This window comes from Paenibacillus sp. FSL R10-2736 (assembly GCF_038000245.1).
GTDB lineage: Bacteria > Bacillota > Bacilli > Paenibacillales > Paenibacillaceae > Paenibacillus_AQ > Paenibacillus_AQ phytohabitans.
The window spans coordinates 694,637-713,679 of the sequence record NZ_JBBOBN010000002.1 but is presented as its reverse complement, the minus strand read 5'-3'; the positions used below and the strand labels follow the sequence as shown (position 1 = coordinate 713,679).

Annotated in this window: 12 protein-coding genes; 2 read left to right on the top strand and 10 right to left on the bottom strand. The window is 50.9% G+C overall.

Going from position 1 to position 19,043, the window contains the following annotated elements:
- Nucleotides 1–44 precede the first annotated feature (44 nt).
- From NSQ73_RS31325 to NSQ73_RS31315, 3 genes are read right to left on the bottom strand one after another with little or no spacing between them, the layout of a single operon-like run.
- Nucleotides 45–2,648 (bottom strand): metallophosphoesterase, encoded by a 2,604-nt coding sequence (locus tag NSQ73_RS31325; RefSeq protein ID WP_340990052.1) that lies wholly within the window; start codon nucleotides 2,646–2,648, stop codon nucleotides 45–47.
- Nucleotides 2,649–2,651: 3 nt separating this feature from the next.
- On the bottom strand, nucleotides 2,652–3,917 hold the full coding sequence (locus NSQ73_RS31320; RefSeq protein WP_340990051.1) for a class I SAM-dependent methyltransferase: 1,266 nt from the start codon (nucleotides 3,915–3,917) through the stop codon (nucleotides 2,652–2,654).
- On the bottom strand, nucleotides 3,917–4,741 hold the full coding sequence (locus tag NSQ73_RS31315) for a nucleotidyltransferase domain-containing protein (protein ID WP_340990049.1): 825 nt from the start codon (nucleotides 4,739–4,741) through the stop codon (nucleotides 3,917–3,919). Before NSQ73_RS31315 ends, NSQ73_RS31320 begins: the two co-directional genes overlap by 1 nt.
- A 177-nt stretch (nucleotides 4,742–4,918) precedes the next feature.
- Between NSQ73_RS31315 and NSQ73_RS31310 the strand changes: the two genes are divergently transcribed.
- Together NSQ73_RS31310 and NSQ73_RS31305 are read left to right on the top strand one after the other, a co-directional pair.
- Nucleotides 4,919–6,232 carry a helix-turn-helix transcriptional regulator gene (locus NSQ73_RS31310; RefSeq protein WP_340990048.1) on the top strand — a complete coding sequence of 438 codons (1,314 nt, stop codon included), beginning with the start codon at nucleotides 4,919–4,921 and terminating at the stop codon, nucleotides 6,230–6,232.
- The gene (locus NSQ73_RS31305; RefSeq protein WP_340990047.1) at nucleotides 6,219–7,025 is read left to right on the top strand and encodes a WYL domain-containing protein; all 807 of its coding nucleotides are present in this window, start codon (nucleotides 6,219–6,221) and stop codon (nucleotides 7,023–7,025) included. The genes NSQ73_RS31310 and NSQ73_RS31305 overlap by 14 nt, the downstream gene beginning before the upstream one ends.
- Before the next feature lie 21 nt (nucleotides 7,026–7,046).
- Here NSQ73_RS31305 and NSQ73_RS31300 read toward each other — a convergent pair whose 3' ends face one another.
- The 7 genes from NSQ73_RS31300 to NSQ73_RS31270 form a co-directional block, all read right to left on the bottom strand.
- A complete protein-coding gene (locus NSQ73_RS31300; protein ID WP_340990045.1) occupies nucleotides 7,047–7,316 on the bottom strand; it encodes a DUF6809 family protein in 270 nt (89 codons plus the stop codon).
- 184 nt (nucleotides 7,317–7,500) lie between these two features.
- On the bottom strand, nucleotides 7,501–9,687 hold the full coding sequence (locus tag NSQ73_RS31295; RefSeq protein WP_340990043.1) for a pectate lyase family protein: 2,187 nt from the start codon (nucleotides 9,685–9,687) through the stop codon (nucleotides 7,501–7,503).
- A gap of 336 nt (nucleotides 9,688–10,023) precedes the next feature.
- On the bottom strand, nucleotides 10,024–10,413 hold the full coding sequence (locus NSQ73_RS31290) for a DUF948 domain-containing protein (RefSeq protein ID WP_052421618.1): 390 nt from the start codon (nucleotides 10,411–10,413) through the stop codon (nucleotides 10,024–10,026).
- Nucleotides 10,414–10,510: 97 nt separating this feature from the next.
- Complete coding sequence (locus NSQ73_RS31285) at nucleotides 10,511–15,217, bottom strand: polysaccharide lyase family 8 super-sandwich domain-containing protein (protein WP_340990041.1); 4,707 nt, start codon at nucleotides 15,215–15,217, stop codon at nucleotides 10,511–10,513.
- Between the two features lie 246 nt (nucleotides 15,218–15,463).
- Nucleotides 15,464–16,510, bottom strand: a complete 1,047-nt coding sequence (locus NSQ73_RS31280) for a glycoside hydrolase family 130 protein (RefSeq protein WP_340990040.1) — start codon at nucleotides 16,508–16,510, stop codon at nucleotides 15,464–15,466.
- Nucleotides 16,511–16,541: 31 nt separating this feature from the next.
- Nucleotides 16,542–18,074: an ABC transporter substrate-binding protein gene (locus NSQ73_RS31275; RefSeq protein ID WP_340990038.1), complete on the bottom strand. Its 1,533-nt coding sequence runs from the start codon at nucleotides 18,072–18,074 to the stop codon at nucleotides 16,542–16,544.
- Between the two features lie 76 nt (nucleotides 18,075–18,150).
- Nucleotides 18,151–19,035, bottom strand: coding sequence for a carbohydrate ABC transporter permease (locus NSQ73_RS31270; protein ID WP_039296857.1), 885 nt, complete (start codon nucleotides 19,033–19,035; stop codon nucleotides 18,151–18,153).
- Nucleotides 19,036–19,043: the final 8 nt, after the last annotated feature.

Below are 19,043 nucleotides of genomic sequence, written 5' to 3'. Positions count from 1 at the left end.
AATAAGACCGCCGGGATCTTCCCGGCAGTCTGTCTCACCTCCCGCTACAACCGCGGGTCCATCTCCTTCTCCTTCGTTACCTCAAACAACAGGTTGGCCGCAATCTGCTTGTAGACCTCGTTCTCAGCCGAAATGTCATCCAGCTTCACTTCCAGCAGTTGTCTGCCCAGCCGGTGCTCGGCTAAGGACGTGCGCAGCTTGGGAGTGATATTCTTCTGCTTCATTAGCTTGGCATATTTATGCGGGAACTTGTAGTCATACCCGTAGATGATCGACAGGTAGCCGGGATTACGGACCTTCAGGTAAGGGACTATCCCTTGCTGCTCCTGCTCAGGCTTAATCACAATACCCTCCATACCCTTTTCCACCGTTACTTTTGCAAAATACGCCTCTGCCTTACTGTAGGCATCCGGCTCATTCAAGTCGAGCACCAGAATTTCGTCGTCATTTAGGAAACGGTATTGTTCCGAAGTCAGGCCGTCAGGTATCCGTTCATCTCCACTTTCCAGCACTTCCTTCAGGATGGCAAAAGGTTTATACTCCAGCTCCGCGTCACCCGCGTACAGCTCCAGCTGCTGCTGGTATACCCGGTAAGCTTCGTCCCGCTGGTCCAGGTCCACGTAGGAATCTCGTATCTCACGGACATGCTTATACGTCTGGTACACATGAGCTCCATAGCTGCTGTTAAGCGCCTCTTTGGTCAGATGATGCTGATCCTGCTCAAATCCGCTTGCTTCAAAATCCTGGATCAGCTTACCCAGCGACTCTTCGAACCCGTGTTGTCTTAAGAATTCCAGCTCTGTCTCCAGCGCCTTGCCGATCGGCTTGAACTGGCGTTCAATCAGCCCGTCGCCAAGCGCCTTCCACGGCAGCAGCTCCCCGTCCAGCAGAAGCACACGAATGCCTTGCTCAGCCATATACGGTCCGAATTTCTGCAGCAGACCTTCGTAGATTGGAGCCAAGTCAACCGCCTTGACCTTATAGCCGTTACGGCTGACCGCATAACACTGCTCTATATCCCGGTAGAGGTACACACTACAGCGTGATCCCATGTACTTGGGCTGCAGGACAACTTCAGAAGCGCGCCGGTCAGCGAAATAATCCAGACCCTTGCGCAGCGACTCCAGCTCACCGGCAGCCACATCCTTATCCGCAGGCGACATCGTCCCGGAGATAAAGTTGACCCGGTTCCGCGAGGAATATTGCAGTCTGCGCACAGCTTCGTAATCCAGCTCCTGCAGCGATACGGGCTGCTCTTCATGGAACAACGTCGGCAGCTCTTCCTGCAGCACAATCTGATGGGATTTATGGCTTTTGTAGAAAGGCTTGAACGACATGCGGACAGATGTCAGCCCGTTCCCCTGCACAGCCCCTGTGTCGAGGTGGAGCTTGTTCTTGATGCGGAACGTCTGCTTGGCGGCAATGTGACCAAAGAGATGGAACGGATGATTACTCACCGCCTCCTGCTTCAGGAATTCAAGCTGCTGCTCATACGCAGCCTCACGGTCCAGCCGGAAGTTACGCTGATGGCGCAGCGAATTCGTATCCAGCTTCCCGATGTACTTATTGCGGCAAGGCGCGTGCGTAACATAGAAGGAAGGACCCTGCATGCCGATATAGCGGTAAAAGGGCTTGGAATCCTCCACCAGTACCGAGAATTTACGGAAGAGCTCAGCGTCCTCTTTTAAAGCCCCGGTCGAATCGAAATACGTTCTTAGCAGCTCCGGATCGGTCCCCTGAATCTCACCCCGCAGGTATTTGTAGACAAAGTTCTCGTGGTTGCCCATCACCAGCAGGAAATGTCCCCTGTTCTCATACAGGAACTCTATCGTCTCCCGGGTCTGCTTGCCCTTATCTATCCAGTCACCTACAAGAATGATCTTTGTGTTAATCAGCTTATCTGTAGCGCTTAACTTACCTTCTTCTAGCTTATATCCATAGCTGCGCAGGAGCCCCTGAAGCTCTTGAACACACTCATGGACATCGCCGACCACAATATACTCTTGATCCTGCGGAAGTACCGAGGCTGCGTAAGTCTCCCAATCCTCAATATTCACCCGGTAATCCGGGTTTGGCAGACCTTGGCCTTGACCTTCAGCCTCCCCTTCCAGGAGGAAATCCTTCGCACGCACCTTATGGATCTTGTTGTAACCTTCACGGGACAATACGGGCAGCACTTCTTTTCTCAGCCGGTTCAGATGGCCCGAAATCAGCTTCTTCGAGCGCTCCGAGGCATAATAATCCTCCCGCTTACGGTAATCGAACAGAATAACCTCGAGATTGTAATTATTCTCCTGGGCAATGGCGCGGACTTTACTGCGGTAATCTTCAGCCAGTCCTATCGTATCCATAATCACAAACTCCGCATTAATCGGCCAGGAGGTCACCAGCTTCAGCCGCTCAAACAGCAATTGAAACGTATGCGAGCTCGCCTCCAGCATCACCTGATCATATTTGTCGTAATCGTAGCCTAAGATGTCCTGCCGGATGCTATCCGAGGACAGGTACTGCACATTCGTGCGCAGCCCTGTGGAGTTATCCGCAAGCTTCAGCTGCGGGATCAGGACTTCCTTGGCAAATGTCGTTTTTCCGCATTCCGTTGCTCCAACGAGCATGAATATCGTGTGTACCCGTGTTTGAATGTCCACTGTCTATTCCTCCTTTCTGCGCACAATCGCGCTTTGCGTCGTCCGGATGTCATCTACCCGGTCACCGACCATCCCGTACTCCGCCTCAACGGCCAGGCCTTGAATCGTATCTGTGAACCACTCACGGAACGCATCAATACCCATTTCCCACTTATGATCCTCATGCCGGAATCCGTCCAGCTCATAATAGCGGTTGAAGTCAGCATTCGGCGTGGTCACAATCAGCTGTCCGAAATCCACACTTCCGATAATTTGCCGGATCAGCGCAGCCGCTTCATCCTCGCTCATATGCTCTACCACTTCGGTCAGAATCACATCGACCTGCTCCCCGTTATACGACTCCAGAAAATGATCCAGCGAGCCGAAGGTGGCGATGTTATCGATTTGCTTGGCTTTTGCCTTCCGGTTCACAATCTCCAGCAGCTCTGCATTGATATCCACGGCGTAATAGGTACTCTCGATCTTCCCGGCAAACGGAATGGCATAGAAGCCCTCCCCGCAACCGATATCCAGAACCGGCTTATTAAATGGAAGCACACCTGAGATAAATGTCCGCCGTTGCATCGCCGTACCGCCATACTCCAACCCGATGGAAGCCTGCTCCGTTTGTTCAGTGGAGGACTTGTAGCGCTTGAACAGTTCCCGGGTAGTAAGGAAGCTCCGTGCAAACAGACTGCGAATATAAAAAGGTGCATCAATCACATTCAGGCTGCGGATATATTTATCCAGAATACGGTCTGAAATATCGATATACTCATCACCAAATATGGATAAGAACAGGGACAACACCTGAGTCACATGCAGGAGGTGATACAGGCTTTTATGCGTGGTAATGGTCAGTGAGTAGCTCTTATGCGCCTGGTGCTGCAGGGAGAAGGTATAATCCTTCAGATGCTTGTTGAAAAATTCAATATAATGCAGCCGCTCCACCTGAACCATATTGATGAAAAAGGTATGCTCATATCCCTCAATGTCCCGCTCGTCCTGCGCCTTAACAGGCGTGGAGAAGAACTCATTAACCGCATTCAGCGGAAACAGCGGGGTGTTATACCGGGAGACATTGAGATACTCAAAGCTGTCACTGTCGTTCTGCTTATAGGAGAGTTCATTATCTGCATCCTTGAAAAAAACGCTATACGTAGCATCATCCGAATACCAGCCGTAGGTTATTCCTTTGCGGACCGGGCGAAGCTGCATGCCGCTCTGCGGATTTTTTTTGATCAAAAAGGTGAACTGCGGATTTGTTGATTTCAGTTGTACAATAGCCACTACGATCTTCCTCCTGTCAGTCGTTCTGTCTCAGTCACTTTCCCCCATACTTCCTTCAGCGCCTCCCGGAAAAGGGCATCCAGCTGCTGGTCCCGGTTATCCTCTTTGATACTCAAGGCCGCCGCTGCCACCTTCTCCAGCACTTGAAGCTGCTCTTCCAAATAATCGTTAATCGCGCTTAACCGCGGCTCAACATCCAGTTCTTCACCGGATTTCTTCCGTGCCAGCAATTGCTGCACTACCTGCCATAGCTCTCCATCCTGCGGAATCAGCCGGTCTACCAGCACATCGAACTCCATCGGCGGCATCTCTTCATACCGGTTAATCCATTCACAGGCCAGAACCGGGCGCAGCACATAAAAGTATTTCTTGATCTTGACCTGCCCGCCCTGCAAGTAATCACGGTAATTGCCTTTAGCCATATTCAAGTAATGGTACATACAGGATTTCGGTGAAAAGGTATACGGCGATATCCCTCTAAGCTGTCCGGCAACACTGAATTTCTCTGCATACTGAATCGGCGATTGCAGCCACTCCAGCAGCGGCGGATTGGACTTACGGAATAAATTAAGCGCCTTACGTAAATCCCAGCCGTTGATATCCAGCATATTGTTAATCGGACGCTCTATGACATCCCGTTTATCGTAGATAGATAAATACCATTCCGGCTTATGCAGATAAATGAACCGCACATCATAATCACTGTCCTGCGAGGGGAAACCCCACGCCCGGCTGCCTGATTCACAGGCATAGAGGATGGTAACCTGCTCTTCCTCTTCAATCTGTTCCAGCTGCTCCAGGATAAGCTTATTTATAGGGGTCATTGTTATCACTCCAGTTCAACTCGGCTTCATGAACCTATCTTCCCTCATTTTCCCATTCACGAACAGGGCGGAAGTATGGCGGAAGGCAAAAAACCTTCCATTTTCTTCAACTCTGGTGCTTAATATAAATAGGTACTATCACTTCTAATGAATGCGTTACAGGCTGGAGGAATACAAATGGCCAAGGAAAGTTTCGATAAAGAAATTCAGTTTCTTCGCATGCTGTCTTTAGCCGGGGGAGCCTACAGCAGACAACAATTCGCCGACCGGCTCGGCATTTCCGTACATACCTATGACAAAACGCTGCGCAACCTGAAGGAAATGGTTACTGTCCTGCAGCAGGATCTGCCTGCTGAACAAGGAACCGAGCTCTCCGAGTGGCTCCGCTACAACTATTATGAGTCTGCCGACCCGCTGCTGCTGTTCCTGTTTCGGGCCAAGTCGCTTAAGGAAACGGAGAGCATCCGGCTTACTCTACTCTTAACAGCACTCCAGACTCAGGAGCGGACTGCCAAGGATCTGCAGGATATATGCAGTGAGCAAATGCCCGCCGATTCGCCGCTGCCTGATGAGAAGACCATCCGGGGCGATCTGAAATATCTGGAGGAAGTCGGCGTCATTCTCCGTGTCAATGAGCGGCGTCCTTACCGGTACAAGGCTGCCAACGACCTGATTGACCAGCTAACAGATGACCAGCTTTTGGACCTCTATGACTACGTGGATGTCATCGCCAATACACAGATTCCGTCTGTACAGGGCTACCTGCTGCGCGACACCCTGAAGAAGGTTCTGCGGAAGCGGGGATTTAACCCCGAAGCTACAGAAACCCATAGATATAAATACAATTACCATTCACGTATTCTTGATGAGGCTCATCTCTACACGATATTCGGTGCTATTCAGCAGCGCCGGAGAATCCGGTTTCTCTATCTGTCCCCGAAAAAAGGAATGAACTACACCTCCCAGAATACGAACCCTCTCTTTGAGCGGGAGTCTGCGGGTATTACAGATAGTATCCTTCCGCTACGCGTCGTCTACGACCATCAGTATGGGCGGTGGTATTTAATCGGGCATCATGCCCGGATGGGGATCAAGAAATTCCGGATGGAGGGCCTTACACAGATTGAAGAGGGCGAACCTGTGGAAGAAGAAGAATATGCGGAGAAGCTTAAAGCTCTGGAAGCGCAGTTGAAGAACAGCTGGGTCACAGACACCAACCGTGCGGTTAAGGTAGCTGTCAGATTCTATAATCCCAGCGGGTCCGGCGCTAATTTCATCCGGGAGCGGGTTGAGGCGCAGGGACAATGGGGCGTGATTACAGAGGAGTCCGATTCAACATTCCTGTACGAGATCGAAGTGAACGAAATTTATGAAATCAAGCCCTGGTTACGGAGCTTCGGTTCGAGCTGTGAGATCTTAGAACCCCGCTGGCTGCGTAAGCAATTTATTGCGGAATGGAAGGAGCTCCGGATCTACTATGAATCCATTTGAGAAAATATTCAATTTTCAGATCATCTCACGCCTTGATGAAGCGGGGTCGCTTGCGCTAACCTCTCAGGAACGTTCCTGGCTGAAAACAATGCTTAGGCACCCGGCTTCGGAGGCCGCTTTTACACCGGAAACTTTAAGTAAATTGAATACGCTGTTGGAACCCGAGGCTTCTATTGAAGTAGGGGAGATTATTATGGAGAAGGCCCGCAGTAAAGAGCGCCAGGTCTATCATCCGCTGCTCCGCACGCTCCGCCGCATGATTATGCAGAATCAAGGCATCCTGATTGCATATCAGATTAAGCATGGAGGCGAACGAACGGACCAGGCCGGATTCCCGCACAAGCTGGAATACAACATGTATAAGCGGGAGTGGTATTTGCAATGGTACAGCACCCGGCAGCGTTCGCTCATGTCCACCAAACTGCGCAACATTGTGTCGGTCGAAGTATTCCCCATCCCTGCCAAACGGATTGACGACCTGAAGGCACGGATAGCGCGCTTATTAGACGGCCTGAAGGAATCCGCCTGCATTCAAGTCATTCCCACCTTTAATGCGGAGCTGTCACGTATCCTGTCTGCCTTCTCCTGTTTCGATAAGTCCGTTTCTTTTGATGAAGCCTCCGGCATCTACCGGATCCATGTCAACTACATGAGAGACGACAGCGAGTTCCTGTTATCACGAATCCGGTTCCTTGGGTTACGTGTGAAAATTACTCAGGGCGAACAGCTTAAGCGGCGTATGCTGAAAACGGCTGATATGGCGATTGAGCGGTATGGGGAGGATGTGAAGTGAATGTTGACTAGTCACGCATTGCTAAGCATCTACAAGGACTTCGATCATCATCGCCATCCCGGCCTTAAACCCGGACACAAATGCAGCTGTCATCTCCAGCCCCTGTACTTGCGAATACAGTTCTAATAAAGACTCCAGCTCCTCAAACTCGCCTGCGGACAGCTTCTGCTTCCAAGTCTCTAGAGATTCGGTAATTTGCTTGTTGAGCGGGCGGTAGTGGGGGTCCTTAGAGATGATGTCCTCTTCAGGGAATAAACTGCCATGATATAGCGATTCGATAATGTTTGGCATCAGATCCTCCTTTATCGGCTACATAATTGTATTCGATAAAATCAGCGTAGCATATTTGCAGAGTGTACGTGGTACGCTTAGGCGTAATATCACAAAAATAAACAAGGATCAATCTTCGTGATTCTTAGGATAAATTTAAAAAGACACCTCTAAGGGTGTCTTTTATTTATGATTTTAAAACTATCTACTCCACCTTCATATAATACAAATTCGCAGTACTATCCTTCGTAATCGTATGCGCACCCGCTGCAATAGAGACTGTAGCAATACCATTCGTGATAGGATAGCTGGTTCCATCCACTTTGACCATTGTTCCTTCGGAGTTGAACACTAATGTTAAAGTCGAGGCTTTGGCTGCTGTGAACCCAATGCTGGTTGCGCTCTCGATTTTCAGACATTGGGTTAAGGTCAGACCGCCATATACGACAGTTCCTTTACTCGTGGAGAGATTCCCGGAAATAGAGAAGAAGCTGCTCGTTGTTCCGGATGTGGTGAAGTTATGAACAATTGCCCCAGTAGTGGGCGTTGCAGTCGGCACCGGAGTTGCCGTTGGCACAGGCGTTGCTGTTGGCGCGGGTGTTGCCGTTGGTGCAGGCGTTGCCGTTGGTGCAGGCGTTGCCGTTGGCGCTGGTGTTGCTGTTGGCGCTGGTGTTGCTGTTGGAGTCGGAGTAGGCCCAACCGGACTGGAATTGCCTCCTACCGATACAAGCCCAGACGTGTAACCTCTGATTGCGGACATCAGTGCGGCATTCAGCGCATACGATGCGTCATCCACAGCGTCATTGAAAGCCCATGTGAAGTCTCCACCGCCCTGGCGACCGGCTTCTGCCGTAACGACCTGTTCCACAGTGCTCACGCTATCAACATCTGAGGCACTAACTCCGGTATCAACGCTCGTATCGAAGTTGTTATACGCTGTCCCCCCCACTAGAGCTTTGTATGAGCTTGGGACGGTCTCATTTCTCGAAGAAGCTAAGTAGGCATCAAACGAGGTAGCATTTGCCGGAGCCGTTCCGGTACTGGAGTTAGCATAGATCAGACTTGCAGCACCAGTAATACTGTTGTTGTAGGCTTTAATTACACCCCCGTTTTCGCCGGAGAACGTTCCTTCTTCCCCTATAGCATCCGTACCTTGCAAGGAACTAAGCATTGGATCTTTAGTATTTCTGAACACATTCGATTCTACAAAAGCCGAAGCTCCGGTTGTAACGCCGACACCATATTTCGAGACCCCATCATAGAAGTTGTTATAGACATGAACAGAAGCCACTCTAATCCGCGGATGACGGGAATCCGAATGATCGAACCAGTTATGGTGGAAGGTAACAAAGAATTCTGCAGATTCACTAAGTCCGACCAGAGCCGCTTTTCCGGAATCAAAATAGTGGTTGTACGAGATAGTGATATACGTTGAGCCTTTCTTGAGGTCCGTTGAACCGTCACCCTTAGCCTGGTCCGCGTCACCTCCTGCAGAGCCGTAGAAAATATCATTATTATGCACCCATACATTCGCATTGCCTGTATCCATGGAGATACCGTCGTCAGGGAATAACATCACGCCCAGATTTCTGACTTCGACATTCCCGGTATATCTAAGCAGCATTCCCCAGCCGTAGGCATACGCATCTTTCCCGATACCCTCGATGGTAATATTCATTTCCGTATAATTGTTTTTACCTTTGACTTCAAGATAACCGCTGCTGTTGAGCTGTCCGCTTAGGTCAGCCGCTGTAACTTTTCCGATAATCCGGATGGCCAGCGGTGTTGTATCGTAGCCTTTCTGTCTCAGTGTCAGAATTCCGCCCAGACCAACCCCGGTCTGTACGGTACCCGAGCTGCTGGTTTTCACACCGAGCGTTACGGTTTGCGCATTCTGGGAGGTGATATACAGCACCTGTGCCCCGCTTTTGAGCGTCCCATTATCATTATAAGCACCTGAGCCTGTACCAAATTGCGAATTGGCTGAAAAAGCAAATCCAGACCGGTCATACGGCGCTACCGCCAGCGTTCCTGAGACGGCATTTGCCGTCACTGCGCCTGATGATACGGCCTCAACCTTCATCACATAACTTCCGGCTGCAAGCCCTACGGCATCAGCTCTCCAATAGGAAGAATACTTGCGGATCAACTCGTTATTAATCTGCTGATACTGGGAGTCCGCTGCGCCCGCTGCTTTAACATATACATTATATCCCGATGCATTGCTTACTGGTGACCACTCCACATAAGCAGCTTCATTTCCGCCTCCACTGCCCGTTATCGTAAGACCCGCAGCGTGTGCTACCGTAGTTCCCCATCCGCCGGCGATCAGAGATAGTGCAAGAGAAAATAACAAAACTATACTGGTTACCTTTGCAACTGTCCTTTTCATTTCATTGCCTCCTAATTTTAATTTGTTGCAGATCCTTCTGTAACCGCTTGCAATAATCTGTGATGCTCCTCTTGCACCTCCTCTTGTACCGGCTAATCCGAACCGTTGAAGCAGGATGAGATGAACCCTCTCGGACAACCCGAGCATATCAAATGTGAAAAGGGTGCTTAAACAATCATTTGCTCATATTGGCAGTAATTCTGCGGTATTATGAGTTAATGATTATTTCGCAGTGAGATGATACCCGGCATAAGCTTTGTTGAGCTTACAAGGGGCCGTTAGAGCCAGATTCGCATAAACAAAAAAGACACCCCCTAAGGTGTCTTTTTCTGAAATTTATTGAAATTTTGTATTGACGCGAATGGGGATGCTTTGTTGCTTGACTGGAGGTTTTTCGGGTTCTTGATTTAAATTTTGCCCTATTTCCGAAGCGTTTTTTTTGAATGTCTCTGTCACGGTCTGAATCACTTCACCCACATTGTGCGCAGATTCAAAAATCGGATCTATCGTTTTGATTTTACCTTTCACATCCCTGGTAACCTGATTAGCCGTATGAATGAGTTGTGTAGCCTCTCCTGTTAAGCCATGAATCGCATTTCTTACGTCAACCAGCGTCTTATTGGTCTCTGAGAGTGTAGTCATTCCTTTGCGCAGCGTAAGAATCAAGAAACCAACCAGACAGATAAAAGCAACTGCAGCCAAAGCAATACTAAGTTGGATAACCATGCAACACCTCCTGTAGTTCCACTGTATGTCCAACTTGTTAGGTTCATTCCTTCAATTGCCCTCAAGCAGGTTTTCCCGGCCAAATTTGTTCTACTTCCTATTCCTGATCCTTCGCTGCGAGCGTTCTGAGCAGAACCGTGACCGTTTCCGCCCTCGTCGCGGCATCTTTCGGGAAGAAGCAGTTATTACCCTTACCCTGCATAATCCCCAGATTCTTCATCTCGGCTGCCGCTCCAACCGCCCAGACCGGGATGTCGCGGTCATCCGCGAATCCAGCGGAATGAGCTTTGGGTACAAGGTCTAATGCTCTCGCCAGCATTACGGCCATTTCCGATCTCGTCATAGGCGCATCGGGACGGAAGTTACTATTGTTATCGCCCTGGATAAGCCCCAGGCTTACAGCCCGTGCAACAGCTGCCTTGGCCCATGGCCCGATCCGGTCAGTGTCCTTGAAGGACAGGATTGCTTCCTCGTTCTGAAGCTTCAGCGAATTCGCCAGCATCACCGCGAATTCAGCGCGCGTTACCGTGCGACCGGGCCGGAACGAGCCGTCCGGATAACCTGTGATCATTCCCCTCTTCTCTGCTTCCAGGATATTGGCTTCGGCCCAATGACCGCCAATATCCGCGAAGGCATGACCGGGTACCGGAACGTCCGGCGTGTCCGAACCGCCGTTTGGATCATCGCTTGGATTAACGTTCGGATTATTGGGAGTTACCGGCGGACTCACGGGAGCTCCTCCTCCCGAATTACCTCCGCTTCCGCCGTTTGAACGTTCGTTTACGGAAACGTTTATTTTCCCCGTAACGGACGGATTTGCGGTCAAGACGGCTGTAATCGTCACTTCTCCGGCTACGGAAGGCGCTGTAAAGACCATGCTGAACCGGCCGTTCGCATCCGTGACTGTCTTTGAGCTTTGGAAGCTGCCCGATGAAGCCGCGACTTCGGCCTCCACGCCGGAGACCGGAAGATTGTCACTGTCGTAGACGATTCCCGCAACGGATACATCGTCTCCCACCGTCACGGCAGACGGCGTCACCTGGAGTTCGATTAGAACGGGTACTTGTGCAGCCTTAATTACGGAGACGGTAATCTTATCCGTCACGGCCGGACTCGCAGTCAAGACGGCTGTAATCGTCACTTCTCCGGCTGCGGAAGGCGCCGTAAAGACCGTGCTGAACCGGCCGTTCGCGTCCGTTACTGCTTTGGCAATCTCAATGTTGCCTGACGAAGCCGCAATTTCGACCTCTACGCCCGGGACCGGAAGATCGCCGCTGTCGTAGACGACTCCCGTAACGGATACCTTGCCTCCAGCTGTCACGGAAGACGGTGCCTCCTGGAGTTCGATCCGGACGGGCACTTGTACGACCCCTTCTACGTAAAAGGCAGTCGTCCCTCTCACGGACGGATTCGCGGTCAAGGCTGCTGTAATCGTCACTTCTCCGGCAGCAGACGACGCTGTAAAGACTGTGTTGAACCGGCCGTTCGCATCCGTTACCACACTGGCGTCATTGACACTGCCCGATGCAGACGCGATTTCGACCTCCACGCCAGGGACCGGAAGATCGTCACTGTCGTAGACGGCTCCCGTAACAGTAACGCTGCCTCCGAACGTCACAGAAGATGGCGCTGCCTGAAGTTCGATTCGGGCGGGCACTTGTACGTCCTGGTTCACGGATACGGTAACCGTATCCGTCACGGTCGGACTTGCAGGCAGGACGACTGCGATCGTCACGTCTCCGGCTGCGGACGGCGCGGTATAGACCGTGTTGAACCGGCCGTTAACGTCCGTTACTGCTTTAGCCGTTTCGATGCTGCCCGATGCAGACGCGATTTCGACCTCCACGCCGGGGACCGGAAGATCGTCGCCATCGTAGACGACTCCCGTAACGGGCACTTTGCCTCCAGCCGCCACGGAAGATGCCGTTGCTTCTAGTTCAACCCGGGCCGGAACCTTTTGTACGTTCTCTGGACCATACACTTTAAATTCCCAGAGCGAGTAGCCGTACGTGGTCGCTCTTTTCGTACCATACATCCGGACGTATCTTGCATTCACCGGTTCGAAGGAGATCTCATCGGTTTCTCCGTCTCCGGTGGCGGTACTGTATACTGTCGTCCAGTCCGCCGTGTTGTCGGAAACCTGGATTTGGTACTCCTTCCCATACGCACTTTCCCAATGCAGCATGACCTTCGTGATGGGTTGGCTGGAGCCAAGATCGGCGTAAATCCACTGCGGATCAGCATAGTTAGATCCCCAGCGGGTCGTCAATGACCCGTCAACCGCATTTCCGGGAGACACGTCTGCGGCTCTGGACGAGCTTGCCGTTACCTTCATGCCTTCGGCGAGATTGGGTGCCACCGCCTCAAATACATTAAATTCAGCAAGCGAATAGCCGTCCCCGGTGCCCTGCTGAACGCCCAGCATCCGGACGAATCTGGCATTGACCTTACCAAAGGAAAGTTCGTCGATTCCGCCATCCCCCATCGAAGTTGTATAAACGTCCTTCCAGGTGACAGCATCCTCCGACACTTGAATTTTATAGCCTTTCCCGTACGCCTTTTCCCAATTTAGCCTAACTTTATGGATCATATGTTGATCTTGCAGATCGACATAAATCCACTCGTTGTCCGAAGCACTTGAACTCCAATAGGAACTTCTGTATAGATCCGTAGCATTCGAGTCAAATTGCTTGCCTTGGCTGGAGGAAGCGGTCGCTCCTTTACTGTAAGCGAGATCGAACCCTCTGTCGTCGAGAGAGGTTCCCTCGTTTAGCGTCATGCTCCGGCCGGTAAACGTATCCTTGCCGAGTCTGAAGGTAGTCGTGGTTTTTTCTCCGTTACGGTTCAGCGTTACGTTCAATGTAATCCCCGGCGTTTCGGGATTAGCGACCGAGATGCGTACAGGTGAAGCGGATTCGTCAATGATTACCGTGGACGGATTATCCACGGTGACCGTCAAGCCGTCTCTTAGCGTCACCGTCCCGGGTTGATAGAACAGCAATTCCGCAATGCCAAGGGAATTGTGCCGGACTGCCTGAACCGACGGTGTATTCGCAAGAATACTGACCGGGCTCGGGCTCACGCTTGCGTAGCTGCTGACCTCTTCAGGGGTTTTATTCGGCAATACGATATATTCATAGGAAGCGTTAGTCGGTTTCACGCCATGATCGAGCCATATTGAAAAAACCGGCTTGGTGATCGGCTCCGTTGAGCTTCCCGTGATAACGTCGCCCCAATTTCCCGTCTTCGTCTCCCGCTTCACTTGAAAGCCGGTAGGATTCGGGAAAACATAGCCGGTCTTATCGTTATATGCCCAGCGCCCGTTAGCCTGCACCGTTCCGTCCGCTATTACTTTTCCGTCTACGAGCACATCCCCTGCCGCCAGACTTTGGTTCAATGTCGTATGAACCGGCGCAGCGTTAGTTGAAGCGATACCTGTGCCCAGCGCCACCATTTCATCATCGAAAAAGAAGTATCCTTTTTTCCCGCTTGTACTCAGCTTGTTGAAATCAAACGCTGTGGCTCCATAACGCTCGTTGGTCACGCCGCCTACAAATGTTTTGGGATTGTTGAAATTCGCATCCTTCGTGAGTACATACGGGGCCGTCGTACCTGGAACATGAGCCCAGTCCATCAGCGGATAAACCGTCCTGTATTCATTCCCGGTTCTCTGAATGGCAGTGGCTCCTTGCGGCGTCCAGTAGAGCAGGTTATATCCGCTAGGATTAATGGTTCTCCACTCCCCGCCTTTGACCGTGCTGGAAGACATCTTGACCGTAATCCCATAATCATCCCGCATATGCGAGGAGACTAGCGTCTGCCATTGCGTCATATTGCTAGCATCCAGTCCGTTGCTCGTGCTCGTACCAATACTGCGGATGTTCTCAAGAAAACCCGCAAACTCGGCTGCACGCTTCGGATTGGCCGCCTGCATCCACTGCAGCGGATCTTCATAGAAGGTCAAAGCCGCGCTAGCATAATCCGGCCACTCCGGTCCATTCATCCCCATACCCAGATCGGCAACATCGCCTCTCACGAGGTACCTGGTGCCGTCCAGCAGGTAGGATGATAACGAATCAATCGCCGCCTTGCTGTACGAGAATGAGGTGTCCGAGGTTACATATGCCCAGAATGACATATCTCTGGCAAAGCTTCTTCCATAGCCCGTCGTATAATTCGTTTTGCCATGCATGAAGAATGACATGTCTGACTGGATTCCCGTCACAGTCGCCGTCACATTGGATAGCACGTTAAACGCTTCCACAGCGTTCCGGACGATCTGGGCATCCTCCAGCAATAAGCCGCGGATCATATAATTCTGATTGTACCAGGATGAGTTGGCTCCATCGACAGTATGCGGGCTGCTGTCCAACGTGCCGATTATATTGGAAGCTTGCGCTTCTGTTAAATAGCCTTCACATAAAAGCGCGATTTTCCCCAGCCTTAATTGCTTGCCGATTCCGGTCTCCCACCAGTTGGTGGAAGTGGGCTTTACCGTAAACCAATAGTCCAGCCCCTTTTGAATGCCTCCTAAGAGGGTTTCATTATGATAGTATGGACCCTTCGGGTCAGCAAACGCCTGAGCCATCGACTGCAGCCGGTCTAATGCGAGATAAGGCGACCAGGCCCTCCCATTGGCACTGGAGGCCGTACTCGCATAATCTACATCCCCCCAGCTTCCATTAGAATTTTGATTGGTTAAGTACGTGCCGGCCTGAGATTTGTAGGTCCATTCGACCCGGCCGTTCGTTCCGTCGTTGATGATATCTTTGGAGACATAAAATGCCGCCGTCCGGTTTTTCATCAATTTTATTTCAGCGGTCTCTGGAGAAACGTTGGCCGCCCCGGGCGTACTCGCCGATACAGGCGAATATAACCCTATGGATGATATCAACAAACAAACAATACCAAGACATGTCCATCTCTTTACAAACCTTTGCCTTTTGTCAGTCATGTACATGCGCTCCTTTGTCTATCTAAATTCAATCGTTTATGATAGCGCTTTCCTATATACGGATTGAAGAAGGCAGCTTGCACTGCCTTCAGCCTTCTACACTAGCGTATTAAATATATCCTCCAGCGGTATGTCCGCCACTGCCATCACTTCGTCTGCGGCACCGTAATACATGCGGACCGTCTGATCCAGCAGCAGGGCCCCGCACGAAAACACGACCTTACCGAAGAATCCATTCACCTCATATGCAGCTTCCGGCTCCAATACAGGTACACGGGATCTCGCAATTACCTTGGCAGGGTTCTCCAGATCAAGCAGCACCGCGCCCATACAATAGCGGTGCTTGCTGTCCGCTCCATGGTACAGCGCAAGCCAGCCGCGTTCGGTTCGAATCGGAACCGCCCCGCCGCCCATACGAGCCGAATCCCAGCCCTGTTCGCTTAGCCCCATCAGGAAGCGGTGATTCCCCCAATGGTCGAGATCGGGCGATTCGGCGATCCACATCTCGGGAGAGCCGAACGACTTGGGCACCGGACGATGCAAAGCGTAATATTTGCCGTTAATTTTATCCGGGAAGATCATGACATCCTTATTCTCAGGAGCCAGCATAAGTCCGCGGCGTTTGAATGTCCGGAAATCCCGGGTCTCTGCCAGGCCGGCGCCAACGCCGCGGGCAGAAGCAGAGCTGTAAGTAATATAATAGATATCCCCGATTTGGGTCACACGCGGATCTTCAATTCCCCACGCTTCCAGGGCATTTTCCGGAAATAAGGCCGGATGCGGCTCCACATCGAAATGAATGCCATCCTTGCTTCGCGCCACCCGCAGATGAGATAAGGAGGTGAGCATAACCGTTCGTCCATCCTTTGCAACGAAGCGCGAGTCGGAGAAATCATAGCCCGGATCGCTCTTGTCGTAACGTTCTACAAGTACCTCCGTACCCTCTTCATTCAGCCTGGGGACGAGCACTTCGTCCGCCCGGTCCGATAGCGGTGCTTCTGCAATACGCAGTAAAAGGATCGTTTCATCCTTTAACTGCGCAACACCTGCATTAAACGCACCCAGCACCCGAAAATCGGGGCGGGAAGGGACAACGTCCCGGACTCGTATAACAGGATTGTGCGCGCTGCGTTGTATGTTCATGTGAAGTACCTCTTTCAGTATTTTTAGGCCGTTATTTACCGGATGTGACAGCGTCGATTTGCGCCTGAATTTCCTCGATCACTTTTTGTCCGCCGAGGCTCTCCATTTTTTTGTTCATCATCTTCTTGCCTTCCTCGGCAGGCACCAAGCCTTGGCTAAACGGCAGGAAGGTCGAATCGTGAAGCGGAGTAATTTTGGCATATTCCGTCTTCACCTTTTCAGCGTTAAAGTTGAAGCCCGCCGTTGGACTAAGTGTGAAATTGGCCGGGTTGGTAGAGAAGTCGAACCACTTCTTGTCATCCTTCATCATCGTGTCCGGTGTGCGGTTCAGCGTTGGCCGCCAGGTTAGCACGAACCCCGGGAATGAATAGCTGGACAGCACCTTATAGCTCGAATCGCCGACCGGTTCCCAGTCCTTCCCTTGAATGCCGTATTCCATCAGATCGTGGTTTTCCTTAATGGACAACCAATTGGCTACGTCCATAGCCAAATCAGCGTGCTTGGAGGCCGCCGGGATACACAGGAAATTCCATTGCTGAAAAGCGGTATACGGCTTGGCTTTATCCCCGTTCGGAATGAAAATCTCAAGCTTGTCGCTGCCGTCTCGCAGCATTTCCGAATATTTCAATCCCTCCACACCATCCGCCGCATAATAAGTGGCCGCATATTTCCCCTGCTTGAACAGTGTCTCTGCATTCTGCTCCTGTGCGATATTTTTGGAAATGATGCCGTCCTTGTAGTATTGGGTGACGCGTTCATAACCATCAGCAATCACCGGGCTGGTCCATTGGCCGATTACTTTCTTGTCCTTGATGGAATAGGCGAACATGTTGACACCGATTTCGAGCACTTCATCCAGCGCCAGATTAGCAGATTCGCTCAGGATAAACGGAAGTTTATCAGCTTTGATGCCGTTAATGACGAAGGGCTTGACATCCTTCTCTTGTTCCTTGACCATATACAGGAATTTCTCCAAATCCCCCAAGGTTTTCAACTCGGGAAGTCCATACTTCTCGCGCAAATCTTTGCGGATCAGAAGGCCATATAGCTGGCCCTGGGTGGTACCGAGCGGAATCCCCATAATTTTTCCGCCGAATTTGTTATACTCCCACATTTCCTCGGGAATGGATGCTTTGAGCTCCGGACGTTCGGCCACCGCGGCATCCAGTTCCATTAAAGAATTGCCCTCGATCATCTGATTCATGGATATCCATGGGGCATCCAAATACATATCGAAATCTTCCCCGGCAGACATCTTCACGGATACCGCATTCCCGTAATCGGTCCACGGCAAGAAGTTGATGTTCAAGGCCGCTCCGACGTTATCCGCTTTCAATTTGTCGTTGACCGCCTGTAGCACATCGTCAAAGCCCACCGGTTTATCCCCCGGAAAATAAGCTTTCAATGTCACCGTTTCCTTAGATGCGGGTGCAGCACTTTCCGTATTCTTTGGAGAACTCCCTTCATTGCCGCCAGTCTTCGTATTGCCTCCGCAGCCTGCCAGGATCAGTGAAGATACCAATACCGTTGCCGTTGTCGTGCCAACCCATTTTTTTAATCTCATTCCGTTACCCTCCCATATCTATGAACAAAATTCTGAATTTAACTGGGTTAGTCCGGTTAATCCCGGACATCCCCGTTTATCCTTTTACGGCCCCTACCGTTAGACCTTTGACGAAATACTTCTGAAGCATGGGATACAGCAGGACAATCGGGCCGATCGTCAGCACAGTTGTCGCCATCCGCACACCATAGGTCGGTGGAGTCACCGCAATTGCTGCTCCGGAGGGAATGAGATTCTTGGCGGCCTCCATATTGGATACCATCCGGCGAAGAATTAACTGCAGCGGGTATAACTTCTCATTATCCACGAACATCAGTCCCATAAACCAGTCATTCCAGTAGCTCAGAGCATAGAAGAGACCAACGGAAGCCAGAATCGGCTTGGAGATCGGGATCATAATTTGATAGAAAATTCTCATTTCATTCGCTCCGTCTATTCTTGCGGCTTCCTCCAGTTCCTCAGGAATGGTGCGGAAGAAGCTCACGAGTAAAAAGACGAGGAACGGCTGGCATAACATCGTTAAGATGAGTACCCAGATGGTATTCTGCAAATGCAGCCACTGACTGACCACAATATAAAATGGAATGATACCCCCGGAAAAAAGCATAGGCAGGTAGCAAAAGAACAGAAAAGGTGTTTGCAGAACATTCCGTTTGTTAGCCAGCGAATAGCCAAGCATTGCGGAAATGCACAACGCGCTTAATGCACCTACGACGGTGATAAAAATCGTGACCGCATAACCGTTGAATAGTACATCCGATTGCAAAACCGCCTTATACGCGTTCAGCGATAGTTTTTGCGGAATCAAAGTATAGCCGTGTGCAATCAGTTCCTGTTCATCCGTAATAGAGCCGATAATCATCAGCAGAAAAGGAAACACACAAAATAAGGTGAACAACAAAATGAACGTATGGGCAAATATCGTAAACGTTCGATCCGCAGCGCTCTGTTTCTGTCTCATAGTTATTC